A 23630-nucleotide genomic window follows, 5' to 3' on the forward strand; every position below is an offset into this window, starting at 1 on the left:
GTCACGACGAAGCTTGCCGGATCGCCGCTGCAATATCGCGGCTCACGGTCGCGAGCGCGCGGCTGTGCGCGGCGACCAGCGCGTCATAGCCCGAGCCCGACACAGGCTCGCGCACGGCCGAGCGTCCCGTCAGCAGCGTCGTGCGTCCCGCGACGCGCACGGTCCACAGCGCGTCGATGGCGACGGCCTCGCCGGGCATCGAATCGAACTGCACGATGTCGACGCGCACGCGCCACGACTCGGTGCCCGCGACCGTCTGCGACGACACCGACACGCGTTCCGAACCGAGCAGACGCGTCAGGTCGCCTGCAATGGCGGCGGCGACGCCGCTCCTCAGCGGTTCGCCCCAGCGCGCGAATTCGTCGAGCGCTACTTCGTTGCCCGACACGCGCGTAACGAGCTGTGGACGGTCGACGAGTTCGGGCACCGTGACGGGGCCCACGACGACGGCGCCATGCACCATGTCGCTGCTTCGTTCAATCGACGGATCGGCGCGCAGCGTATAGAAGCTCGTCGGCGGCGATTTGCAGCCGTTCACGAACGCGACGCTCGCGCACATCGAAAGCAGCGTGGCGGCTTTGCATGCGGCTCGCGTTAGCGGCTTCATTTCGCGTCCTCCGTTTTCCCGCGCAGCAGCGCTTCGGGATGCCGCTGCAGATAATCGGAGAGTGCGCGGAACGACGCAGCCGTGCGCGCGAGTTCGCGCACCGCATCGCTCGTATCCTGCTGCAGCGCCGAGTCGGGTTGAAGCGCGGTGTTCGCGGAATTGAGCGTGGCCTGCGCGGCAGTCAGCGCGTTCTTCGCCTGCGGCACCACCTGCGTGTTGAGGTTGCGCATCAGCAGGCTGGTGCTCGCCAGCGTCTGTTGCGCGTTCTTGCCGATCTGTTCGAGCGGCAAGCCGTCGATGCGCGCAATGATCCGGTTCAGCGATTCCTGCAGCGATTGCAGGCCGCTCGGCGTGGTGGGAATTTCAGGCGGCGTACGGTTCCAGTCGACGTGAGCCTTTGGCGCATCGGGGAAAAAGTCGAGCGCGATATACAGTTGACCCGTAATCAGACTGCCCGTCTTGAGTTGCCCGCGCAAGCCGCGCTCGACGAGAAAATCGGCAAGTGCGTGCGGGTTGTCGCCAAGGCGTCCGCCTTTCGGTTCGGTCGCGTAGCGCGACGTGAAGCGCTCGGGGAAGAGGTTGACCTCGACGGGGATGCTGATGCGCTTTGTGACGGGATCGAAGCGCGTATAGATCGCGGCGACTTCGCCGACCGTGATGCCGCGGAAATCGACGGGCGCGCCAACCACGAGGCCGCGCACGGACCCCTGAAAGTCGAAGGCAAACTTCTCGACGATGCTCTCGTGCAGCTTCATTGCATCGTCGCGCGTGGCGAACAGCGTAAAGGTTGCTTTGGACTCGGCTTCGGGTTGATTGAGCGATTTCGCGGGCGTCTCGAATGCGAGGCCGCCGACGAGAATCGACACCACCGACTGCGTGTTGATCTGCACGCCTTCCGTGCCCAGCGTGACGTCGATGCCGCCTGCCTGCCAGAAGCGCGAATCGGTGTTCACGTAGCGGTCGTAGGGCGCGTTGATGAACACGTGCAGCGTGACGCCGCCGCCGTCCTTGTCGAGATCGAACGACGTCACCTGGCCGACCTGCAAGCGGCGGAAATAGACGGGCGTGCCGACATCGACGGAGCCGAGATCGGTCGCTTTCAGCACGAACTCGCGACCCGGCACGTCGCTCGCGAACACGGGCGGAACTTCGAGCCCCGTGTAGTCGCGCCGTTCGTCTTTCGCCTTGCCGATGTCCATGCCGATGAACGCACCCGACAGCAGCGTGCTGATGCCCGACACCGTGCCGCCCGCAATGCGCGGTCTGACGACCCAGAAGCGCGTGTCGCCGACGAGCATGTCGGTGGCATCGCGCGTGAGTTCGGCGGTCGCGATCACGCGCTTGTAATCGTCCGACAGCGCGACTTTCTTCACGACGCCGATATCGACGTCCTTGAACTTGATCTTCGTCTTTCCGGCTTCGAGTCCTTCGCCCGTCTTGAAGCTGATCGTGATCGTCGGACCTTGCGAGAGAACGGCCTGCACGGCAAGCCAGATACCGACCAGCACGGCGACGACGGGCACGATCCAGATCCACTGGATGCGCCAGCGCTTGCGCGGCACGGCGACGGCCTCGGGTAGCTCGGGCGGGCGGCTCATTCGGGTTGCCTCATGCTCCGGATGAGCCGTCGCGCGGCTGGCGATGAGATGCGTGCGATAGCGAGGAGGGCGCTCATTTCACGTCCTGTTTCGCAGCATCCGGCGTTTGCTGGGTGTCGCCCGCATGTGCCTGCGTGGTCGTCATCCCCTCAGCCGTAATGATCCAGCCGCCGCCCATCGCCTTGTACAGACTCACATACGACACGAGCACACCGGCCTGCGTCTGCGTCTGGCTTAGTTGAGCGTTGAAGAGACTGCGTTCGGCATCGAGCACTTCGATATAGCTCGTGTAGCCGCCTTCATATCGGAGCCTCGCCATATGCGCGTATGTGGCCAGCGCTTCCACCTGCCGCCCCTGGATGTCGAACTGTTCGCGCAGTTTCTGCGACGAGATCAGCGCATCGTCGACTTCCTGGAATGCCACCTGGATCGCCTTGCGATACGAATACAGTGCCTGCTGCTGCACGGCTTCGGCCTGCTTCACCTGACCGGCAATCGCGCCACCTTCGAAGATCGGCTGCGTCACCGATCCGGCAAACGACCACACGCGCGCCGGCCCCGTGAAGAGTTTCGAGAACTGGCCGCTTTGCGTACCGAGCAGACCCGTAATCGAAATCTGCGGGAAATACAGCGCTTTTGCCGCGCCGATCTGCGCATTGGCGGAAACGAGATCCTGTTCGGCCTGACGCAGATCGGGCCGACGTTCGAGCAGATCCGACGGCAAACCGGCAGGTACCGCAGGCGCCGCCAGTTCGCCGAGCGCACGGCCGCGCAGGATATCGCCCGGATTGCGCCCGAGCAGCACCGACAGCGCATCTTCCTGCTGCGCGATCTGCGATTCGATCTGCGGAATGCGGGAGCGCGAGTCCTCGTATTCGGACTGGCTCTGCGCGAGTTCCATCTGCGAGACTTCGCCGCCCTTGAAGCGCAGTTCGAACACATGCACCGATTCCGCGCGACTCGATGTGGTCGCCTTGGCGATTTCCAGCTGCCGGTCAAGACTGCGCAGGTTGATATACGACGACGCCACCGACGACACGAGCGTGAGGATCGTGCCGCGCTTCGCCTCTTCCGTCGACAGCAGGCTCGCGCGCGCCGCTTCCGTCAGACGCCGGTTGTGACCGAACAGATCGATTTCCCACGACGCCGACAGCGCCAGCTGATACGAGTTGAACACCGGACTGGTGATGTTCGAGAACAGTGGCGACGTTGTGGAGATGCGCTGGCGTTCGGCATCGAAGCCCGCATCGACGTGCGGCAGCAGTGCTGCGCGCGTCGTCACGAACTGGCCGAGGAACTGGTCGACGCGTGCGGCGGCGACCTTCACGTCGTTGTTGTTCGCGAGCGCGGTGGTGATCAGGTCGTTGAGTACGGGATCGTCGAACTGTTTCCACCATTCGGTGTTCGCGACGTCCGAGGCGTAGTTGTCGGGGAAGCGGTAGGTCGCGGGTACTTCTACCTGCGGACGCGAGTAGTTCGGGCCGAGGAGACAGCCGCTTAGCGCAAAGACGCCGAACACGCATACAAAGGATGTCGCGAGGCGCATGTCAGTCACCCTCGCGCGGTGCAGACAGGCTCGTCGTCGGCCCACCACCGACAGACGGACCGCCTGCAGACGGTGGCACCTTCGGCTCACTGGGCGTTGCGCCAGGCCCGGAAGGCGGCACATCGCCCGTCTTCTTGTCCTTCTTCTTCGCACTCTTCTCCGACATCGTCTCCAGCACATAGAAGAACATCGGAATGAAGAACACGGCAATCGCCGTCGCGCCCAGCATCCCGCCGATGACGCCCGTGCCGATCGAATGCCGGCTGTTCGCCGACGCCCCCGTCGCAATCGCGAGCGGCACGCAGCCGAGAATGAACGCCAGCGATGTCATCACGATCGGCCGCAACCGTTCTTCGGCCGCCGTCATCGTCGCGTCGAACACCGACTTGCCCGCCTCGCGGTTGAGCACCGCGAACTCGAAGATGAGAATCGCGTTCTTCGCCGCAAGCGCGACGAGCATCGTCAGCCCGATCTGGAAGTACACGTCGTTGTTCAACCCGCGCAGCAGGATCGCGAGCAGCGCGCCGAACAGCGCGAACGGCACCGCCATCAGCACGCCGAACGGCAGGCTCCACTTCTCGTACTGCGCCGCGAGAATCAGGAACACCATGATCAGGCCGAACACGAACACGAGGCCGGACGTGCCGCCCGACTGCTTCGCCTCGAACGCCTCGCCGCTCCATGCGATGCCGTACTCGGACGGCATCTGCGTCGCGAGTTCTTCGAGCGTGCTGATCACCTGGCCCGACGCGTAGCCAGGCGCGGCGTTCGCCGTGATCTTCACGGCCGGGAAGTTGTTGAAGCGCGTGATCAGGTCCGGCCCCGTCACGTAGCGCGACGTCACCACCGATTTGAGCGGCACCATGCTGCCATTCGAACTGCGCACGAAGATCTGTTCGAGATCGTCGGGCTTCAGGCGATACGACGGCTCGGCCTGCAGAATGACCTGCCACAAACGGCTCGAACGGTTGAACTGCGACACATAGAGCGAACCGAACATCGTCTGCATCGCGCTATAGACGTCCTCCACCGGCACGCCGAGTGTCTCCGCCTTGTCGCGATCGACGTCAACCAGCAGCTGCTGCGAATCCGCATTAAAGGTGTTGGTCACGCCGGTGAGTTCCGGCCGCTGCTTCGCACGCGCGACGAAATCGTTCACCACCGCCGCGAACTGCGCGATGGTCGCATCGCCCTTGCTCTGGATCCACATCTCCGTGCCGCCCGTCGTGCCGAGGCCCGGAATCGACGGCGGATTGAGCGGCACGACGATGCCTTCGCGAATCTGCGAGAGCGCCTTGTATGCATCGATCAGCACCGCGCGCGCGTTCTGCGTGCGGATATTGGCCGACTTGTAACGTTCCTCGAAACTCTTGAAGCCGACGAAGAACGTCGACGAATTGTTCTTGTTCTGGCTATCGAGAATGCTGAAGCCGTCGACGGTCGTGATGCTGCCGACGGCGGGCTGCTTCATAAAGTACTCTGAAATGCGATCGGAAACTTTCCCCGTTCGATCGAGCGATGCGGCATCGGGCATGATCACGGCGCCGAGCAGATAGCCCTGATCTTCGGGCGGCAGGAAGGCGGTCGGGATGTCACGCATCATCAGCACCGCGAGCCCGATCATGCCGACAAAAACCAGCAGCGCGATCACGAAACGCTTGATGATGAGCCGCACCGCGCGCGTATAACCCGCCGTCATCCGCGCGAACTGGTTGTCGAACCAGCGGAAGAAGCCTTTTTTCTCGTGATGTCCGGGTTTCAGCAGCAATGCGGCAAGCGCGGGCGAGAGCGTCAATGCGACCACACCGGAAATCACCACCGAGATCGCAATCGTGATCGCGAACTGCTTGTACATCTGCCCGGTAATGCCGCCGAGAAACGCCACCGGCACGAACACCGCGCACAGCACCAGCACGATCGCGACGACCGGCCCGGCGACCTCATCCATCGCCTGTTTCGCGGCCGATTTCGGATCGAGCTTGTGAACGGTCATGTTGCGCTCGACGTTCTCGATCACGACGATCGCATCGTCCACGACGATGCCGATCGCGAGCACCATGCCGAACAGCGTGAGCATGTTGATCGAGAAACCGAGCGCCTCCATCCCCATGAACGTGCCGACAATCGACACCGGCACGGCCAGCACGGGAATCAGCGTCGCGCGCAGGCTCTGCAGGAACACGAACACGACGATCACCACCAGCACGACGGCTTCGAAGAACGTGTGCACGACATCCGTGATCGACGCGCGCGTGAACTCGGTGGTGTCCATCGCGATCTCGTAGTCGATCCCTTCGGGGAACGTCTTCTTCATCTCGGCGAGTGTCGCGCGCACCTGTTTCGACACATCGAGCGCGTTCGCGCCCGGCTGCTGGTAGACGGCGAGCACGGTCGCGGGCTTGCCCTGGAAGCGGCTGCGGATCGAATAGTCCTTTTGCCCCAGTTCGGCACGGCCGATGTCCTTGAGTCGCACGATCGCCGCGCCGCCGCTTTGCGCACGAATGATGATGTTCTCGAACTGGGCGGGTTCGGTGAGGCGTCCCGTCGTCGTGACGGCGAACGACTGCTCGACGGGGTTGCCGGTTGGCGATTGCCCCAATCGGCCGACGGCGAACTGCTGGTTCTGGTTCGCCACCGCCCGCTGCACGTCGGCGGCTGTGATGCCGAGTTGCGCCATGCGGTCGGGGCGCAGCCAGATGCGCATCGCGTAGTCGGGCGTGCCGAAGATGCTCGACTGGTTCGCGCCCGGAATGCGCTTCAAGGCATCGAGCACGTAGACGTTCGCGTAGTTGGCGATGTAGGTCGCGTCGTAGCGCTCGGTGGGCGAGTAGATCGCGATCACCATCATGAACGCCTGCGATTTCTTCTGCACCTGCACGCCCTGCGCCGTCACCGATTGCGGCAGTTGCGGCAGCGCGAGATTCACGCGGTTCTGCACGTCGACCTGGGCGAGTTCCGGGTTCGTGCCGATCTGGAAGTACGCGTTGATCGTCAGGTTGCCCGTCGATGAGCTCGACGAGCTCATGTAGATCATGTTGTCAGCGCCGTTGACCTGCTGCTCGATCGGTGCGGCGACGTTGTTGGCGACCACGTCGGCGCTCGCGCCCGGATAGGTCGCGGAGATCGTGATCTGCGGCGGCGTGATGTCGGGGTATTGCGCGGTGGGCAGCGCGAGCATCGTCAGCGCGCCGCCGAGCGTGATGACGATCGAGATGACCGAGGCGAAGATCGGGCGGTCGATGCAGAAGTGGGAGATGTTCATCGGATCGGGGGCGCCGGATGGCGTCGGTCGTCATCGGTCATCGTTCGTCGGGGCTTCGCATCGTCATGGGCTGGCGCGCTGCGCGAGCGTCGCGGCGGGCGCTGATGCCGAAGCCGCGGGTGCCGAAGCGGGTGCGGCAGGCGTCCCACCCGGTGGCGCACTGACCACCTTGATCTGCGCATCCGACGACACGCGGATCGCGCCGTCGACCACCACGCGTTCGCCCGCCTTCAGGCCTTCGTTCACAAACCAGTCGTCGCCGTGCCAGTCGCCGACATCGATCACGCGCTGATGCGGTTTCGAATCCTGGTCGAGCACCCACACGAAGTGGCTCTTCGCGCCTTGCAGCACCGCGCGCTGCGGCACGAGAATCGCATTCGGCCGCACCGCGCCCGACACCTTCGCACGCACGAACTGCCCCGGGCGCAACGTGCCGTTCGGATTGGAGAACGTCGCGCGCACGAGGAACGTGCCCGTCTGCTGGCTGAACGCGGGGTTCGTGAAATCGATGCGGCCTTTCTCGGGATAGATGGAACCGTCGGCCTGGATCACTGTCACGTCGAACTTGTTATCAGGCGGGAAACGCAGCAGGCCCTTGGTGATCTGTTCGCGGTAGCGCAGCAGTTCGTTCTCGGAGATGCTGAAGTTCACCCACATCGGATCGAGCTGGTAGACGTACGTGAGCAGGCCGGATTGTGTCGGCGTCACATAGCTGCCGTCCTGCACACGCGCGAAGCTGGAGAGACCCTTGAGCGGCGAGCGGATCGTGCAGTAGCTCAGGTTCAGTTCGGCCGTGCGCACTTCACCCTGTGCGGCGATCACAGCGGCTTCGGCCTGTTTCTCGTTGCCCGTTGCGTCGTCGAGATCCTTCTTGCTCAATGCGTTTTGCGCAGCAAGGGGAATCACGCGTGCGAGGTTCTGCTTGGTGACGAGCAGGCGTGCCTGCTGCTGTGCGAGCGCGCCCTTGGCGGATTGAAGCGCGGCTTCGAAAGGCTTGCGGTCCATCACGAACAGCACCTGGCCTTCCTTGACCAGCGCGCCTTCGTCATAGAGCCGCCGCTCAAGAAAACCGTCGACGCGCGCACGAATCTCCACCTCACGCGAACTCTGCGTCTGCGCAGTGAATTCGAAGTCAACGGGGGTTTCTTTCTGCGCGACGGTGACGACGGTCACTTCGACAGTCGGGCGTGGCGGTTCGGTGGGGGCTTTCTTGCAGGCGGTGAGCGCGGCGAATGCCAACAGGCATGGCCACAGCGCGAGCGCTCTCTGCGGCCGATTCCGGGCCGGTCCTTCTACCGTGGCCAACCCGCTGAAGTTCGATATGCGATTCGACAAAGACGCCATCAGCGCCTCCCCATTGAAGCGATTGCGTGCGCGTGAGCCGCGTCGTCTGCGTCACGCAACGAGTATCTGGCAATCACGGGCGTCCGCACCATTGGACTTTGGTCCAATAGGAATCACCAGATTCGTGCATTACGCTAACCAGAACGCTGAACGCCTAATGCGACACATACGCTCTGAATGAATACGGCATCGTCGAACGGCTTGCTGAAGTACGCCTGCGCGCCCGCTGCCATGACCTGCTCGCGCATCTCATCGTCGTCGTAGGCGGTGATGAAGATCGCGGGCAGCTTGCGTCCGCGAAGTCTGCGCTGCACTTCGACGCCGTCGGTTCCGGGCATCTGGATGTCCAGGATCACGCAGCCAGGATCGTAGTGAGGAGTCGCGCCGAGCGCATACAGAAACTCGTCGCCGCTCGGAAAGACATCGGCCGTGATGCCGACGGAACGCAGCAGCCGCTGGATTGCCCGACAGACGGAGGTGTCGTCGTCGACTACGGCAACAAAGCGTTTGTCCGCATCCATCGATGTCTTCCGGCAACCCGTTCATTCATCCGATCCAGGCACGGCAGCGACATACCGCAGGTCACGATGCGCAGCGCCGCTCGATGTACTACGTTTCACAGGTAAGCAGACCCTAGGATATGAAATCGTTTGCACGCGCGGTATTGGACTTTGGTCTCATACGCGCAGAAGAGAGGGCCACGCGATGCCCAGGGACCACAAGCTCGAACGCAGCCGGAAGACACCGATGACGCCGGGCCGCCGCTGGCTGATCGGCGTGGGCGCGGTCGTCCTGCTGATCGTGCTCGGATGGGGGCTATACACGGTGATCGAACCGGCCTTCCAGACCCGCATCGTCATCACGACGGGCGCAGACAAGGGCATCTATCGCGGCTTCGCCGAACGCTACGCGCCGTTGCTCAAGCGTGATGGCGTGACGCTCGACATCCGCAGTTCGTCGGGTTCGGTCGAGAACTATCAGCGTCTGAAAGATCCCGCCAGCGAATACCAGGTCGGCTTCATTCAATCGGGCACCACCGTGCCGCAGGAAACCGATCAGTTGCAGACGATCGCCGCCGTATCGTATGAACCGATCTGGGTGTTCTATCGCGACACGGCGACCGTCAACCGGCTCGCGCAACTGCGCGGCAAGCGGATCGGCGTCGGCGTACCGGGCAGCGGGTTGGGGGAAGTGTCGCGTGTCTTGCTGGACTACAGCGGCATTACGGGCGACAACACGCAAATCGTCGAAATGGACGCGCCGAAGGCGTGGCGCTGCCTCGAAGACGGTTGTCTCGACGCGGCGTTTTTCATCGGCAGACCGGATGCGCCGATGCAGCAGATGCTCCTGAACAGCGACCTGAAACTGATGAGCTTCGCGCAGGCCGACGCGCTCGTGCAGAAGTTTCCGTCGCTGAAAAAGGTGACGTTTCCGCGCGCGTCGACGAGCATCGTCAACGACAGTCCGCAAACGGATGTCACGTTGCTGGCCGCGACGGCGCTGCTCGTCGCGAAGGACACGCTGCATCCGGCGCTCGTCTATCTGCTGCTCGACGCCGCGAAAACCGTGCATGCGGGCGAAGACTACTTCACGCCGCTCGGCGCGTTTCCGAATCTGAATACCGACGAATTTCCCGTTGCCAGCGAGAGCGAGCGCTATTTCAAGTCGGGACGTCCTTTTTTGCAGCGCTATTTGCCGTTCTGGCTCGCGAGCTTCATCGAACGGAGGCTGTTGATCCTGTTGCCGTTCATGGCCGTGCTGATCGGTGTGGTGCAGGCGCTGCCGCGCATGCTGGAGTCGCGCATCAAGAAGCGCTTCGTCGCTGGATATCGCGCGCTGAAAAGGCTGGAAGACGAGATCTGGAAGACGACACGGCCATCGGCGGAACAGGTTTCGCGCTGGCGCGACGAGATCGAACACATCGACGCGCAGGCGAGCCAGATACGCGTGCCGACGCGTTATCTGCACGACGTCTACGCGCTGAAGCAGGCCATCAGCGTGGTGAGGCATCGCATCTCGACGGCGGCGGCGGGCGTGAGTGAGTGAGTGAGGGATCCTGAAGCGCGGGTTCAACGCGGCGCGCGATTCGCCGTATCGCGCGAACGCAGCGCTTGCCACGCGGCCAGCGCTTCCTCCAGATTGAAGTACATGCGCTCGCGGCCCAGCGTCGCGCCAAGCGGTGACAGCTGCACGGCGGCGAGCACGCCCGGATTCAGATGCGCGAGCCAGATGAAGACACCGCGTTCGCGCTGCTTCTTTTCGGCTTCGATCAGCATCTTGAGTGCGGTGTACTCGATATCGAACACGGCGCTCATATCCAGCACGACGACCTGCGGCTGCGCGTCGTCGATCAGCGGACGCAGCTTTTCGCCGATATGCCCGGCGTTCGCAAAGAACACGCGCCCTTCGATGCGCAGCACGAGCAGGCCGGGAAACGACTCGTCGTCGGGATGCTCGGCGGAGACGGGCCGGAACACGTTGGTGCCGGGCTTGCGGCGCAGCAGATAGACGGGCGGATCGGCGACCTGATGCGCGAGCGCGACCAGCGACACCACGATCGCGACGAGAATGCCCTGCAACGTCCCGAGCAGCACGACGCCCGCCAGCGCGACGATCGCCCACACGAATTCCGTGCGGCGAATGCGCAGGATCGCGCGGAAATCGGCGGGGCTGAACAGGCCGATCGAATACACGATCACGACGGCTGCGAGCGTCGCGTGCGGCATCAGGCCGATCAGCGGCGCGAGCAGCAGCATCGTGCCGAGCGTGACGGTCGCCGTGACGAGTTCCGCGCCTTGCGAACGCGCACCCGCAAGCCGGTTGACAGCCGTCTGGCTGGTGCCGCCGCCCGCGGGCATCGAACCCAGCAGCGCGCCCGCCGCGTTGCCGAGGCCCGTCGCGAACAGTTCGCGGTTCGGCTGCGGCGTCGGTTCGCCGCTGACGGCGAACGCGCGTCCCGCCGCGATTGTCTCCGTGAAGCTCATCAGCGCGATGCCGACGGCGTCCTTCCACAGCACGCCGGCCAGCGATAAATCGGGCATCACGACAGACGGCAGACCCGTCGGAATATGCCCGACCACGCCGACGCCGCGCTCAGGCAGGCCGAGCAGCACGACAGCGCCGATGCCGCACGCGACGGCGACGAGAGGCGCAGGCGCGCGCGGATAAAGACGTTCGAGCGCGACGAGAACGACGATCGTCGTCACGCCGACTCCGACCGTCCACCCCGACGCATGCGGCACGCCCATCGCCACAGCCGCCACGTTATGAAAAAACGAACCCTTCTCGGGATGAATGCCGAGCAGCTTCGGCAACTGATCGAGCACGATGACGACGGCGATCCCCGCCTTGAAGCCTGTCAGTACGGGATCGGAAATGAAGTTTGCGACGAAGCCGAGGCGCAGCAGCGCGGCGAGCGCGAGAATCCCGCCTACCAGCAGCGTGAGCATCGCCGTCGCCCGCATCAGCGTGGCCGTGTCGCCGCCCGGCGCGGCCTGCGCGAGCGCTGCGGCCGTGAGGATCGCGAGCGTCGCGCTGGTGCTGACGCTCAGCGGCCGCGACGTGCCGAAGAGGGCGTAAATCACCATCGGCACGAAGGCCGTATAGAGCCCGACCTCGACGGGAAGTCCGGCCACGGACGCATAGGCGAGCGCTTTCGGCAGCACGACGGCGGCCGCCGTCACGCCGGCGACGACGTCGGGCTTGAGCCATTCCTTGCGGTAGCCGTGCGTCCAGTCGAGTACGGGAATGCGGAACTGGCGGGGGGCAGCGTGTGCCCGTGCATCGTTTCCCATTATCGCGAGGCCTCCGTATGTCAGCCGGCTACGGGGAGCGGCTTTCGACTGTGTGACAGCGTGGATGGACGCCTGATGCAAGCGTCGTCCGCTGCGATACGGATGGTGCAATTTGCGGTGTTTGTGCGCTTGTGGGTAGTTTAGGCCATCGCGAACGGGACGCGCGAATCACGGACGTCACCGCGCCGTGCAGTAATATGCTGGGTTCAGCAGACAACCCACTTCTCAGGATGGACAGCGTACCTTCGTTCGACCCGGCACAGCTGCTCGCCGAATACGCCGACCTGCGGCAGCGCGCAGCCGCGCTCGAAGAGCAGGTGCCGGCCTGCCTGCAACGCATTGCGGACAAGCTGCACCGGATCGGCGGCGACTCCGAGCTGGCGGATCACTACCGGAGCCTGCTGGTCGGCGCGCGCAGCAATGCGCTGGTGTCGATCGAAAACTATCACGAGGTGATTCCGTACCTGCAGACGGCCGAATCGGTGATCGCCGAGCTGGACGGGGCGGCGGCACCGTCAGGCAGCGGCGAGAGCCGCGCCGCGCTGCTGGAGCGGCTCGACGAGCTGATCGACGCCGCCGTGGGCATGATCGATCTCGCGGAGCAGTGTTTCGAGGACGCGAAAGACACCGATCTCGATGCCGTGCCGCAGTCCATTCTGGACGATCCGCTGCACCCCGAACCCTGACGCGCCGCGCCGCCGCGCCCGCCCGGCGACCCCGGAATCCGCGGCGCGGACGGGCAGGTCTGTTAAAGTTTCGCCTATTCCCTTCATACGTCGATTCAACGGTTCTGATTATGAGCACAATCCTCGAAAGTCTTCCGACCGGCCAGAAGGTCGGTATTGCGTTCTCTGGCGGCCTCGACACGAGCGCGGCGCTGCACTGGATGCGTCTGAAGGGCGCCGTGCCGTATGCCTACACGGCGAACCTCGGTCAGCCGGACGAAGACGACTATGACTCGATTCCGCGCCGCGCCACGCAATACGGCGCCGAAGGTGCGCGCCTGATCGACTGCCGCGCGCAGCTGGTCGCGGAAGGCATCGCGGCGCTGCAATGCGGCGCGTTCCACATTTCGACGGCAGGTGTCACGTACTTCAATACGACGCCGATCGGCCGCGCCGTGACGGGCACGATGCTCGTCGCTGCGATGAAGGAAGACGGCGTCAACATCTGGGGCGACGGCAGTACGTACAAGGGCAACGACATCGAGCGCTTCTACCGCTACGGTCTGCTCGTGAATCCGGATCTGAAGATCTACAAGCCGTGGCTCGACCAGACGTTCATCGACGAACTCGGCGGCCGCGCGGAAATGTCGGAGTTCATGCAGAAGGCGGGCTTCGGCTACAAGATGTCGGCGGAAAAGGCCTATTCGACGGATTCGAACCTGCTCGGCGCGACGCACGAAGCGAAGGATCTCGAAAGCCTCGAAAGCGGCATCAAGATCGTTAACCCGATCATGGGCGTCGCGTTCTGGCGCGACGACGTGCAGGTCGCGAAGGAAGAAGTGACGATCCGCTTCGAAGAAGGCCAGCCCGTCGCTCTCAACGGCAAGACCTTCCCGAACGCCGTCGAACTGCTGCTGGAAGCGAATCGTATCGGCGGCCGTCATGGCCTCGGCATGAGCGACCAGATCGAAAACCGCATCATCGAAGCGAAGAGCCGCGGCATCTACGAAGCCCCGGGTCTCGCGCTGCTGCATATCGCGTATGAGCGTCTCGTCACGGGCATTCACAACGAAGACACGATCGAGCAATACCGCGAAAATGGCCGCCGCCTCGGCCGTCTGCTGTATCAGGGCCGCTGGTTCGATCCGCAGGCCATCATGCTGCGCGAAACGGCGCAACGCTGGGTCGCACGCGCGATCACGGGCGAAGTGACCGTCGAGCTGCGTCGCGGCAACGACTATTCGATCCTCAGCACGAAGTCGCCGAACCTGACGTATCAGCCGGAGCGTCTGTCGATGGAGAAGGTCGCTTCGACGTTCTCGCCGCGCGACCGTATCGGCCAGCTGACGATGCGCAACCTCGACATCACCGACACGCGCGACAAGCTGCGCGTCTACTCGCAGGTCGGTCTGCTCGCACCGGGCGAAGCGTCGGCGCTGCCTCAGATCAAGGGCGACAAGGAATAACGTAGCCCGTCTCACCAGACAGGTTGTCGTCGGAACGGAGCGCTCAGGCGCTCCGTTTTGCATTCTGCGTGCCTTATCGCTTCTCCTCTTCCATCCGACGCGGGCAGCGCTTCATCTTGCCTTGCGAGCGTATCCATCGGCATCGCTTTCAGCCGATGCACGTTCATCCCTTCGCGGACGCTTGCGAATCAGGCTCATCTGTCCATTGCGTTCGAGAATGGCCGCATGCACGTCGTGCAGATCGCGCGTATGGAACTCGCGTCGCGCCGCCTCGACAATATCCGTGCGCGTGATCAGCGCGGCCGACATCTGACGGCTATCGAACCGTCCGTCGCGATACACCTCCCGTTCCACGCCCACCACGAGCGATTCCAGCCACGGCGAGCGCACGCAGCACCACGCCAGTGCGCGATGGATCAGCACGATCACGAGCGAAGCCGCGAGCGTCGGCACGACGGGCGACGCACCGACGATCACGCGGCTCAGCGTCGCGCCGAGCAGGATCGCGACCACATAGTCGAACGGCGAGCGCTGACCGAACGACCGACGCCCCGAAATGCGGATGCAAACGAGCGTCACGACGAATACGACGATCGCGCGCATGACGGCCTGCAAGGCGGTGAGATCCTTGCCTTCGCCGAAAACGGTCGTGATCAGGTCCATGATGTGCCTCCTTGCCGTGGGTCCATGCGACAGAACGCGACAGAACTGCTGCGCACGTGCCCACACGTGACATGCAGATGACAGCCCTGCAATCGTTGTGCCGCCTGCGACAAAAACGCGTGCATTCGCAATGGACATACTCAGCGCATTTCCTATGATTAGTGAGGCACTGCGCGACGCGAAACCACCTGCATGGAGACGCTCAATGGACGACACCCGCCAGCAACGGACGCCGTTGCAAGCCGATGAACTGCGCAACATGGACCGCTACTGGCGGGCCTGCAATTACCTGTCCGCCGGCATGATTTACCTGCGCGAGAATCCGCTGCTGCGCGAGCCGCTCGTGGCCGATCACATCAAGCGGCGTCTGCTGGGACACTGGGGCTCGGATCCTGGGCAGAGCTTCACGCTCGTGCATCTGAACCGCGTCATCAAACAGCGCGATCTGAACGTGATCTTCATCTCGGGGCCCGGACACGGCGCGCCCGCTACGCTCGCGCATAGCTATCTGGAAGGGCGCTATTCGGAGATCTATCCCGATCGCGGCGAGACGGAAGAGGGCATGGCGCGTCTTTTCAGGCTCTTTTCGTTTCCGGGCGGCATCGGTTCGCATTGCACGCCCGAAACGCCGGGCTCGATTCACGAAGGCGGCGAACTCGGCTACAGCCTGTCGCATGCGTATGGCGCGGCGTTCGACAACCCCGATCTGATCGTCGCCGCAATGATCGGCGATGGCGAGGCCGAAACGGGGCCGCTCGCCACATCGTGGCACTCGAACAAATTCCTGAATCCTGCGCGCGACGGCGCCGTGCTGCCCGTGCTGCATCTGAACGGCTACAAGATCGCGAATCCGACGATCCTCGCGCGCATTCCGCATGAAGAGCTCGAAGCGTTGATGACGGGCTATGGCTACCAGCCGTGGTTCGTCGAAGGCGACGATCCCGACACGATGCATCAGCAGATGGCGGCGACGCTCGATCAATGCGTCGACGAAATTCAGGCGATACAGCGACGCGCACGCGACGAAGGCAACTTGCAGCGTCCGCGCTGGCCGATGATCGTACTGAGAACGCCGAAGGGCTGGACGGGCCCGCGCGAATTCGGCGGACATAAGGTGGAAGGATCGTGGCGCGCGCATCAGGTGCCGATCGCGGACCCGGCGAGCAACGACAAGAGTCTGAAGCTCGTCGAGGAATGGCTGCGCAGCTATCGCCCGGAAGAACTGTTCGACGAATCGGGACGGCTCGTCGCCGAGCTGCGCGCGCTCGCGCCCGAAGGCGCGCGGCGTATCAGCGCGAATCCGCATGCGAACGGCGGCGCATTGTGCAAGGCGCTGGATCTTCCGGACTTCGGCGATTACGCGGTGGAAGTCGAAGCGCCCGCGACGCGCTATGTGTCGCCCACGGACGTGCTCGGCCAGTTTCTGCGCGACGTCATGCGTCGCAACATGACGAGCTTCCGCGTGTTCGGTCCGGACGAAACGTCCAGCAACAAGCTCACGGCGATCTACGAAGCGTCGCAGAAGACGTGGCTTGCCGAGATACTGGAATCGGACAGCGACGGCGGCGATCTCTCCGCCGATGGCCGCGTGATGGAAATGCTCAGCGAGCACACGCTGGAAGGCTGGCTCGAAGGTTATACGCTGACGGGCCGCCACGGCCTGTTCGCGACTTACGAAGCGTTCGTGCATGTGATCGATTCGATGTTCAACCAGCACGCGAAATGGCTGGAGAAAGCGAAGCGCGAATTGCGCTGGCGTCAGCCCGTGCCTTCGTTGAATCTGCTGATTACGTCGCTGGTGTGGCGGCAGGATCACAACGGCTTCACGCATCAGGACCCCGGTTTTCTCGATGTCGTGACGAACAAGAGCCCCGATGTCGTGCGCATCTATTTGCCGCCCGACGCGAACTGTCTGCTGAGTGTCGCCGATCATTGCCTGCGTTCGCGCGACTATGTGAACGTGATCGTCGCCGACAAGCAGCCGCATCTGCAGTATCTCGACATGCAATCGGCGATTACGCATTGCACGAAGGGCATCGGCATCTGGGATTGGGCATCGACGGATCAGGATCATGAGCCCGACGTCGTGATGGCGAGCGCCGGCGACATCCCGACGATGGAAGCGCTCGCCGCCGTCGAAATCCTCAAAGGGCTGTTCCCCGATCTGAAGATCCGCTTCGTGAACGTCGTCGATCTGTTCCGGCTGATGCCCGATTCCGATCATCCGCATGGCCTGTCGAAGCGCGATTTCGATTCGCTTTTCACGACCGACAAGCCGGTGATCTTCAACTTCCACTCGTATGCGTCGCTGGTCCACAAGCTCACATATCGCCGCACGAATCACGAGAACATTCACGTGCACGGCTATGCGGAGAAGGGCAACATCAATACGCCGCTCGAACTGGCGATCATCAATGGCATCGACCGCTTCTCGCTGGCGATCGATGTAATCGATCGCGTGCCGGCGCTACGCGGCGTCGGCGATCATGCGAAGGAACGGCTGCGCGACAAGCGCATCGAGCACCTCGACTACGCGCACACCGAGGGCATCGACTCCGAGCAGATCCGCGAGTGGACGTGGACGGGCTGAGCGGTTGTCGTTGAGCGCAGCGGTCAGCGTCGCGCGGCGACGCTGCCGTCGTCGCTTTCGAGCATCACGGCAAGCGTGCCCGCTTCGCTCTGCAGGAACGGCGCGATCGAATCGAGCCGCGCGAGTTCTTCGTCACTGAGCGGCATCCGTTACTCCTTGCGGCGTGTGCCTTCCGGCACCGGGTTCTTGTCCTGCGTCGAATCGAGCGCATTCTCCGACGCCGGATGCTTGCGCTTTTCCAGTTCGTCCTTTCTTTGCTGCAGCGTATCGGCGGATGCGCCGGCGTGCTGCTTTTCGTGCTGTTTTTCGTCGCCGTGGGCAGGGTTCTGTTTCATGATCGTCCTCCGATGCGTGCAATGGTTTTGCAGCATCTTTTTCGCGCAATCACCATACCCGCGTACGAATGCAATATGCACATCCGCCCGGAATACCGCTTGCTGTTTGATCTGCTGACACTTTCCGGGAGGCGATCATGACGGAAGACGCAAACAGGGCGCTGGCCGCCGAAGCCGCAACCGAAAACACCGCGCTCGATGCGATCGAAGTGCTCGAGTCGGACCATCGCGTGGCGAAACAGCTGTTCGACGACTTCGAAAAAACGAACGCTTCCGATCTCGAAGCCAAAGGCACGCTGGTGCGCCAAGCATGCGAGGTACTGACCGTGCACACGATGATCGAAGAGGCGATTCTGTATCCCGCCGCGCACAAGGCATTAAGTGCCAGCGATGAACTCGACGTCGACGAAGCGTACGTCGAGCACTACATCGCGAAGATGCTGATCGAGAAGTTCGACACGTTGAAGCCCGGCGATCATGGTTTCGACGCGACGTTCAAGGTGTTGTCGGAGATGGTGCGCCATCACATCGACGAAGAGGAATCGAGCCTCTTTCCCGAACTGCGCGAAAGCGGCGTCGATCTCGTGCGGCTAGGCGAAGAGATCGTCGCGGAGAAAGAGCGTTTGCTGAAGCAGCTCGCCGCAGCAGGCAGTCGACCCGTGGGCGACAGTAGCCTCACGTTTCGCCGATAGTTTCGTCGTTAGTTTTGTCAATAAGCAGCGGGCGGCCGCTCGACTGCACGCAGGCGTGCCGCGTGCTAGCCTGATTTCCCTTGCCTCGAAGATGTGTGGAGACTCGCGACAATGGCACGCTTACTTTGCGATATCTGTGGTGTAAGGCCCGCGACAGTGCGGCTCGCGGTCCTCCAGAACGGCCAGCGCCAGGTGCTGGACGTATGCGATTTTCACTACGCGCAGATCACGCGGCATCAACGGTCGATTTCCCCGCTGGAGGCGCTGTTTCGCGCGCAGGCATCCGGCGAGCCGCCACTGCCCGAAGGATCGCAGCAGCAGCCCGTCGAAGGCACGGAAGCCGTCAGCATCGAGCAGCATTTCAGCGAGCTTGCCCGCGAGATGCTGCAGCGCGCCGCCGAAGCCGCGATTCAGTGGGGCCGTCGCGAAGTCGATACGGAACATCTGCTTTACGTGCTCGCCGATAACGCCAATGTCGCCGCGATCCTCGAATCGCTCGGCGTGAAAGCGGCCGACGTGCGCGCGTATATCGACGCGAACGCCGTCAAACGCGAAGGCGCGGCGCCGCCGGGACAGGACCGCATCGGCGTGTCGCCGCGTCTGAAGAGCGCGCTCGAACGCGCGTTCATTGCGTCGCGGCAACTGGGACATAGCTATGTCGGCGCAGAGCATCTGCTGATCGGACTCGCCGAAGTGCCCGAGAGCTTCGCGGGTCAACTGCTCGCGCGTCTCGGCGTGCAGTCGCAGGCGCTGCGGCGTCAGACGCTGCTCGCCGCGGGAACGGAAGAAAAAGCCGCCGTGCCCGCGCCGCCGTCGCGCACGCCGAATCTCGACAAGCACAGCCGCGATCTGACGGCGCTCGCGCGCGAAGGCCGGCTCGATCCCGTGATCGGCCGTTCGAGCGAAATCGAAACGATGGTCGAAGTGCTCGCGCGGCGGCGCAAGAACAACCCGGTGCTGATCGGCGAGCCGGGTGTCGGCAAGACGGCTGTCGTCGAAGGTCTCGCGCAGCGGATGGTGAACGGCGACGTGCCCGAATCGCTGCGTAACAAGCGGCTCGTCGAACTGAACGTGAACTCGATCGTCGCGGGCGCGAAGTATCGCGGCGAGTTCGAAGAGCGCGTCAAGCAGGTGGTCGACGAAGTGCTGGCGAATCAGGACTCGCTGGTGCTGTTCGTCGACGAAGTGCATACGATCGTCGGCGCGGGGCAGGGCGGCAACGAAGGCGGGCTCGATATCGCAAACGTGTTCAAGCCGGCGATGGCGCGCGGGGAACTGAACCTGATCGGCGCGACGACGCTCAACGAATACCAGAAGTACATCGAGAAAGACGCCGCGCTCGAACGGCGCTTTCAACCGGTTCTGATCGCCGAGCCGAGCGTCGTGCAGACCATCAACATTCTGCGTGGCTTGCGCGACAGGCTCGAAGCGCATCACAAGGTGACGATTCAGGACGACGCGATCGTCGGCGCGGCGGAATTGTCGGACCGCTATATTTCAGGGCGTTTTCTGCCCGACAAGGCCATCGATCTGATCGATCAGGCGGCCGCGCGCGTGAATCTTTCGTCGACGTCGCGGCCTGCCGCCGTGCTCGAACTCGAAGCGGAAATCACACAGCTGCGCCGTGAGCAGGACTATGCGGCGTCGCGCAAGCAGTTCGACCGCGCGCATGCGCTCGACGGAGAAATCGCGACGAAGGAACAGGCGCTGCACGACGAAACGGCCGCGTGGCAAAAGAGCGTCGGCACCAACACGTCGCACGTTTCCGTCACGCATGTTGCGGAGATCGTCGCGCGGCTCACGGGCATTCCTGTCGCGCAACTGACGGCTGAAGAAAAGCAGCGGCTACTCAACATGGAAGAGCGGCTGCATCGCCGCGTGATCGGCCAGGACGAAGCTGTTGTCGCCGTCAGTGATGCCGTGCGTCGTTCGCGTGCGGGCTTGCAGGCGCGTCATCGGCCGACGGCCGTGTTTCTGTTCCTCGGGCCGACGGGCGTCGGCAAGACGGAACTCGCGAAGGCGCTCGCCGAAGTCGTGTTCGGCGACGAAGACGCGATGCTGCGTTTCGACATGAGCGAATACATGGAGCGGCATACGGTGGCGCGGCTGATCGGCGCGCCGCCCGGCTATGTCGGCTACGACGAGGGCGGCCAGCTGACCGAGCGCGTGCGACGCAAACCGTATAGCGTGATTCTGCTCGACGAGATCGAGAAGGCGCACCCCGACGTGTACAACGTGCTGCTGCAAGTCTTCGACGATGGCCGCCTGACGGACGGCAAGGGACGCGTGGTCGATTTCAGCAATACGCTGATCATCGCGACGAGCAATCTAGGCGCCGATGTGATCGCCGGGCAAAGCCGTTCCGGTCCGGGCTTTCTCAGCGACGCAGGTTCGGCGAGCTTGCAGGGCAGCGTGATGAATGTGCTGCGGCAGCACTTCCGGCCCGAGTTCCTCAACCGGATCGACGACATCATTCTCTTCAAGTCGCTCGGACGCGACGAGACGCGGCATATCGTGCGGCTGCAACTCGAACACGTGAGCCGTCTTGCGAGCAGCCAGGACATCGTGCTCGCGTTCGACGATTCGATCGTCGATCATCTCGCGACGGAAGGCTATCGTCCCGAGTTCGGCGCGCGCGAATTGCGTCGGCAGATCCAGCAGCAGATCGAAAACCAGCTTGCCAAGGCGATGCTGAACGGCGACGTGAAGGAAGGCATGCACGTCGTTTGCCGATACGACGCCGACCAGCGGCACGTCACGTTCGAGCCTGCCGCGGGCGGCAAGCAGCCGGAGCCCGTCGTCGAGCCGCATACGGTGAAGTAGGCGGCTGCGTTTCGGCGTCAGTTCTTACTGGCTTGCGCCGGAAGACGCGGCGCTCGTCGTCGATCCCGGCGTGTTCGCGACGGGCGCTTCGCTCGAAGGCGACGGCGCGACCGAGCCGGATGCGTTGTCGCTGGCGCTCTGCGCGGCCGCGCTTTTACCCGGCGTGCCGCTCATGCCCGCCGTGTTGCTCATCACGCCGCTGCTGCCCGATCCCATGCTGTTGCTGCTGCTGTCGTCCACCTTCTTGCAGGCGACTACGCCACAGATGAGCGCTGCCGCCGTCAATGCCGCAGAGACGTAACGTGTGACTGTTTTCATTGTCGAAGCTCCGTTGAACGACATGAACGTGTCAGCAACGTCCATTCCTTCTACCTATGCAAATAGCGCACAGGGCTGGCCGGAATTTTGCGGGCTCTGATGGAAATCGCGTGCTGAACGCCGAATCCGACATACACACCCTGAAGGAGTACGACGATGAAAGTGAGAGTAGCCAATGAGGGCGATACGCCCGTTCGCCTGATTGTCGACGGCGATCCCGTGCAGGGCGAAACGATCGAGCCGGGTGCCGAGATGGTCGTCGATGGCGAACTGGTCGAACTGCAGGATCTCGAACCCGCCGACGACCTCGCTGACGAGGAAGAATAACGTTCAACGCTAGCGTCAAGGTTGTCGCAGACTCCCGACCGCTTCTTCCTGCCAGCCGCCGCCGAGCGCCTTGTACAGCGCGACGAGATCGGTCGACACCTGCATCGTCGCCTGCTCGTGCTGCTGCCGCGCCTGTGACAGCTGGCGCTCGGAGTCGAGCACATTGATGAAGCTCACGAGGCCCTTGCGATAACTGTCGCGCGCGAGGTCGAACGCGGACTGTTGCGCGGCGACCTCGTCGGCGAGTGCATCGCGATGCGCCTGATCGGTGCGATACACGGCGAGCGCATTGTCGACATCGCGCAACGCGCCGAGCACGGTCTTGCGGTAATCGAGCGCGGCGACCTGTTGCTCCGCTTTCGACAGATGCAGATTCGACACGAGCGCGCCGCCCTCGAACACAGGCAGCGACACGGACGGGCCGAACGACCAGAACAGATGCGACCAGCGCGCCAGATCGTGCGCATTGCTCGCGCGCGTGCCGATCTGCCCGGTCAGCGATACGTCGGGGAAGAACTGCGCGACGGCCACGCCGACATTCGCCGTGGCCGAATGCAGCGCCGCTTCCGCGCGGCGAATGTCGGGCCGACGGCGCGCGAGCGTCGACGGCAGGCCGACGGGAATCGCGGCAGGGCCGGGCGGAATCGCGGACGGCGCCGTGAGTTCGGCATCGAGCGCGCCCGGCGTTTCGCCGACCAGATACGCGAGCCCGTTCATCGCCTGCTCCGCCTGCTGATCGTATTGCGGCAACAGCGCGCGCGTCTGCGCGAGTTGCGCGCTCGCGCTCTTCACATCGAGTTCGCTCGCGAGCCCCACGCGCGCCTGGCTCTGCGTCAACGTGACGATCGTCGTCTGTTCGTCGATCAGACTCGTCGTGACGGCACGCAGCGCCTGCGCGCCGCGCAACTGGATATAGGTCTGCGCGACTTCCGCTTCGAGCGACACGAGGGCGTCGTTGCGGCTTTCTTCGGCGCCTTGCACCTGTGCATTCGCCGATTCGACGGAGCGCCGCACGCGGCCGAACAGATCCAGTTCCCATGACGCGTCGAATCCGACTTGCCACAAGCTGATCGGCTCGGTGATGCTGTTCAGCGCATTCGTCGCCGCCTGCTGCACGCGCGGCCCCGCGCCCGGCGCGATGCCGTTGACGGGCGAATCGGGTGCGCCGAGCCGGTTCACGTCGTCGTACACACCTTGCGATTCGAGGAAGCCTTTCGCACCGAGCTGCTCGCGCGTGTAGCTCGCCGTTGCGCTGACGTTCGGCAGACCTTGCGCGGCTGCGCCCTGAACCTGCGTGCGCGCTTCGACGATGCGCCACACGGCCTGCTGCAACTCCAGATTGCCTTGCACGGCGCGCGCGATCAGGCTTTCGAGCGTCGCGTCGTTAAAGCTGCGCCACCAGCGCGGATCGGGATCGGAATCGACGGTCGGCACGGACGTGGGCGGATGCGCGGTGTCGGGTTGTGACGCCGTTTGCTGGATGTCGTGCCACGCGGCAGGCGCGTTCGCATCGGGCGCCTTGAAATTCGGACCGACGCTGCATCCGCTCGCCAGCGCCGCCATGCATGTCATCGTCAAACGTCGAAGTAGCGGACGCATC

The 23630-nt window shown here is 63.6% G+C and carries 19 protein-coding genes; 7 read left to right on the plus strand and 12 right to left on the minus strand.

Features of this window, described 5'->3' with window-relative positions; genetic code table 11:
* Position 1 precedes the first annotated feature (1 nt).
* The 6 genes from QEN71_RS09190 to QEN71_RS09215 all read right to left on the minus strand — a co-directional run bounded on the left by QEN71_RS09190 (position 2) and on the right by QEN71_RS09215 (position 8878).
* Positions 2–607, minus strand: coding sequence for a PqiC family protein (locus tag QEN71_RS09190; protein WP_201654356.1), 606 nt, complete (start codon positions 605–607; stop codon positions 2–4).
* Positions 604–2205 (minus strand): PqiB family protein, encoded by a 1602-nt coding sequence (locus QEN71_RS09195; RefSeq protein WP_201654353.1) that lies wholly within the window; start codon positions 2203–2205, stop codon positions 604–606. Before QEN71_RS09195 ends, QEN71_RS09190 begins: the two co-directional genes overlap by 4 nt.
* Positions 2206–2278: 73 nt before the next feature.
* Positions 2279–3751 carry an efflux transporter outer membrane subunit gene (locus tag QEN71_RS09200; protein WP_290468239.1) on the minus strand — a complete coding sequence of 491 codons (1473 nt, stop codon included), beginning with the start codon at positions 3749–3751 and terminating at the stop codon, positions 2279–2281.
* 1 nt (position 3752) lies between these two features.
* A complete protein-coding gene (locus QEN71_RS09205) occupies positions 3753–7013 on the minus strand; it encodes an efflux RND transporter permease subunit (protein ID WP_290468240.1) in 3261 nt (1086 codons plus the stop codon).
* Positions 7014–7076: 63 nt separating this feature from the next.
* The gene (locus QEN71_RS09210; protein WP_290468241.1) at positions 7077–8357 is read right to left on the minus strand and encodes an efflux RND transporter periplasmic adaptor subunit; all 1281 of its coding nucleotides are present in this window, start codon (positions 8355–8357) and stop codon (positions 7077–7079) included.
* Between the two features lie 134 nt (positions 8358–8491).
* Complete coding sequence (locus QEN71_RS09215) at positions 8492–8878, minus strand: response regulator transcription factor (protein ID WP_201649346.1); 387 nt, start codon at positions 8876–8878, stop codon at positions 8492–8494.
* 184 nt (positions 8879–9062) lie between these two features.
* Here QEN71_RS09215 and QEN71_RS09220 point away from each other — a divergent pair, with 184 nt between their 5' ends.
* The gene (locus tag QEN71_RS09220) at positions 9063–10403 is read left to right on the plus strand and encodes a TAXI family TRAP transporter solute-binding subunit (protein WP_201649345.1); all 1341 of its coding nucleotides are present in this window, start codon (positions 9063–9065) and stop codon (positions 10401–10403) included.
* 23 nt (positions 10404–10426) lie between these two features.
* Here QEN71_RS09220 and QEN71_RS09225 read toward each other — a convergent pair whose 3' ends face one another.
* Complete coding sequence (locus tag QEN71_RS09225; RefSeq protein WP_201649344.1) at positions 10427–12151, minus strand: SulP family inorganic anion transporter; 1725 nt, start codon at positions 12149–12151, stop codon at positions 10427–10429.
* Positions 12152–12381: 230 nt separating this feature from the next.
* Between QEN71_RS09225 and QEN71_RS09230 the strand changes: the two genes are divergently transcribed.
* A complete protein-coding gene (locus QEN71_RS09230; protein WP_201649343.1) occupies positions 12382–12837 on the plus strand; it encodes an ATPase in 456 nt (151 codons plus the stop codon).
* A 110-nt stretch (positions 12838–12947) separates the two neighbouring features.
* A complete protein-coding gene (gene argG / locus QEN71_RS09235) occupies positions 12948–14282 on the plus strand; it encodes an argininosuccinate synthase (protein ID WP_201649342.1) in 1335 nt (444 codons plus the stop codon).
* A gap of 111 nt (positions 14283–14393) precedes the next feature.
* Here argG and QEN71_RS09240 read toward each other — a convergent pair whose 3' ends face one another.
* Complete coding sequence (locus tag QEN71_RS09240; RefSeq protein WP_201649341.1) at positions 14394–14945, minus strand: DUF421 domain-containing protein; 552 nt, start codon at positions 14943–14945, stop codon at positions 14394–14396.
* 205 nt (positions 14946–15150) lie between these two features.
* Here QEN71_RS09240 and QEN71_RS09245 point away from each other — a divergent pair, with 205 nt between their 5' ends.
* A complete protein-coding gene (locus QEN71_RS09245) occupies positions 15151–17535 on the plus strand; it encodes a phosphoketolase family protein (protein WP_201649340.1) in 2385 nt (794 codons plus the stop codon).
* Positions 17536–17558: 23 nt separating this feature from the next.
* On the opposite strand, the gene QEN71_RS09250 is transcribed toward QEN71_RS09245, so the two are convergent.
* Together QEN71_RS09250 and QEN71_RS09255 are read right to left on the minus strand one after the other, a co-directional pair.
* Entirely contained in the window at positions 17559–17681 is a 123-nt protein-coding gene (locus QEN71_RS09250; RefSeq protein WP_267909478.1) for a hypothetical protein, read from the minus strand.
* A 3-nt stretch (positions 17682–17684) separates the two neighbouring features.
* Complete coding sequence (locus QEN71_RS09255; protein WP_201649339.1) at positions 17685–17870, minus strand: hypothetical protein; 186 nt, start codon at positions 17868–17870, stop codon at positions 17685–17687.
* 137 nt (positions 17871–18007) lie between these two features.
* Here QEN71_RS09255 and QEN71_RS09260 point away from each other — a divergent pair, with 137 nt between their 5' ends.
* Positions 18008–18562: a hemerythrin domain-containing protein gene (locus QEN71_RS09260; RefSeq protein WP_201649338.1), complete on the plus strand. Its 555-nt coding sequence runs from the start codon at positions 18008–18010 to the stop codon at positions 18560–18562.
* Positions 18563–18673: 111 nt separating this feature from the next.
* On the plus strand, positions 18674–21385 hold the full coding sequence (locus QEN71_RS09265) for an ATP-dependent Clp protease ATP-binding subunit (protein ID WP_201649337.1): 2712 nt from the start codon (positions 18674–18676) through the stop codon (positions 21383–21385).
* A gap of 24 nt (positions 21386–21409) precedes the next feature.
* Here the strand turns inward: QEN71_RS09265 and QEN71_RS09270 are convergent, their stop codons facing one another.
* The gene (locus QEN71_RS09270) at positions 21410–21703 is read right to left on the minus strand and encodes a hypothetical protein (protein WP_201649336.1); all 294 of its coding nucleotides are present in this window, start codon (positions 21701–21703) and stop codon (positions 21410–21412) included.
* A gap of 156 nt (positions 21704–21859) precedes the next feature.
* Between QEN71_RS09270 and QEN71_RS09275 the strand changes: the two genes are divergently transcribed.
* Positions 21860–22030, plus strand: a complete 171-nt coding sequence (locus QEN71_RS09275) for a hypothetical protein (RefSeq protein WP_201649335.1) — start codon at positions 21860–21862, stop codon at positions 22028–22030.
* 15 nt (positions 22031–22045) lie between these two features.
* On the opposite strand, the gene QEN71_RS09280 is transcribed toward QEN71_RS09275, so the two are convergent.
* Positions 22046–23629, minus strand: coding sequence for an efflux transporter outer membrane subunit (locus QEN71_RS09280; protein ID WP_201649334.1), 1584 nt, complete (start codon positions 23627–23629; stop codon positions 22046–22048).
* Between the last annotated feature and the right edge of the window lies 1 nt (position 23630).

This window comes from Paraburkholderia sabiae, assembly GCF_030412785.1.
GTDB classification, from domain to species: domain Bacteria; phylum Pseudomonadota; class Gammaproteobacteria; order Burkholderiales; family Burkholderiaceae; genus Paraburkholderia; species Paraburkholderia sabiae.

What these genes read in the sequence shown, in the direction of transcription:
- QEN71_RS09190 (WP_201654356.1), bottom strand. Translation starts at nt 607, where the DNA reads ATGAAGCCGCTAACGCGAGCCGCATGCAAAGCCGCCACGCTGCTTTCG.
- QEN71_RS09195 (WP_201654353.1), bottom strand. Translation starts at nt 2,205, where the DNA reads ATGAGCCGCCCGCCCGAGCTACCCGAGGCCGTCGCCGTGCCGCGCAAG.
- QEN71_RS09200 (WP_290468239.1), bottom strand. Translation starts at nt 3,751, where the DNA reads ATGCGCCTCGCGACATCCTTTGTATGCGTGTTCGGCGTCTTTGCGCTA.
- QEN71_RS09205 (WP_290468240.1), bottom strand. Translation starts at nt 7,013, where the DNA reads ATGAACATCTCCCACTTCTGCATCGACCGCCCGATCTTCGCCTCGGTC.
- QEN71_RS09210 (WP_290468241.1), bottom strand. Translation starts at nt 8,357, where the DNA reads ATGGCGTCTTTGTCGAATCGCATATCGAACTTCAGCGGGTTGGCCACG.
- QEN71_RS09215 (WP_201649346.1), bottom strand. Translation starts at nt 8,878, where the DNA reads ATGGATGCGGACAAACGCTTTGTTGCCGTAGTCGACGACGACACCTCC.
- QEN71_RS09220 (WP_201649345.1), top strand. Translation starts at nt 9,063, where the DNA reads ATGCCCAGGGACCACAAGCTCGAACGCAGCCGGAAGACACCGATGACG.
- QEN71_RS09225 (WP_201649344.1), bottom strand. Translation starts at nt 12,151, where the DNA reads ATGGGAAACGATGCACGGGCACACGCTGCCCCCCGCCAGTTCCGCATT.
- QEN71_RS09230 (WP_201649343.1), top strand. Translation starts at nt 12,382, where the DNA reads ATGGACAGCGTACCTTCGTTCGACCCGGCACAGCTGCTCGCCGAATAC.
- argG (WP_201649342.1), top strand. Translation starts at nt 12,948, where the DNA reads ATGAGCACAATCCTCGAAAGTCTTCCGACCGGCCAGAAGGTCGGTATT.
- QEN71_RS09240 (WP_201649341.1), bottom strand. Translation starts at nt 14,945, where the DNA reads ATGGACCTGATCACGACCGTTTTCGGCGAAGGCAAGGATCTCACCGCC.
- QEN71_RS09245 (WP_201649340.1), top strand. Translation starts at nt 15,151, where the DNA reads ATGGACGACACCCGCCAGCAACGGACGCCGTTGCAAGCCGATGAACTG.
- QEN71_RS09250 (WP_267909478.1), bottom strand. Translation starts at nt 17,681, where the DNA reads ATGCCGCTCAGTGACGAAGAACTCGCGCGGCTCGATTCGATCGCGCCG.
- QEN71_RS09255 (WP_201649339.1), bottom strand. Translation starts at nt 17,870, where the DNA reads ATGAAACAGAACCCTGCCCACGGCGACGAAAAACAGCACGAAAAGCAG.
- QEN71_RS09260 (WP_201649338.1), top strand. Translation starts at nt 18,008, where the DNA reads ATGACGGAAGACGCAAACAGGGCGCTGGCCGCCGAAGCCGCAACCGAA.
- QEN71_RS09265 (WP_201649337.1), top strand. Translation starts at nt 18,674, where the DNA reads ATGGCACGCTTACTTTGCGATATCTGTGGTGTAAGGCCCGCGACAGTG.
- QEN71_RS09270 (WP_201649336.1), bottom strand. Translation starts at nt 21,703, where the DNA reads ATGAAAACAGTCACACGTTACGTCTCTGCGGCATTGACGGCGGCAGCG.
- QEN71_RS09275 (WP_201649335.1), top strand. Translation starts at nt 21,860, where the DNA reads ATGAAAGTGAGAGTAGCCAATGAGGGCGATACGCCCGTTCGCCTGATT.
- QEN71_RS09280 (WP_201649334.1), bottom strand. Translation starts at nt 23,629, where the DNA reads ATGCGTCCGCTACTTCGACGTTTGACGATGACATGCATGGCGGCGCTG.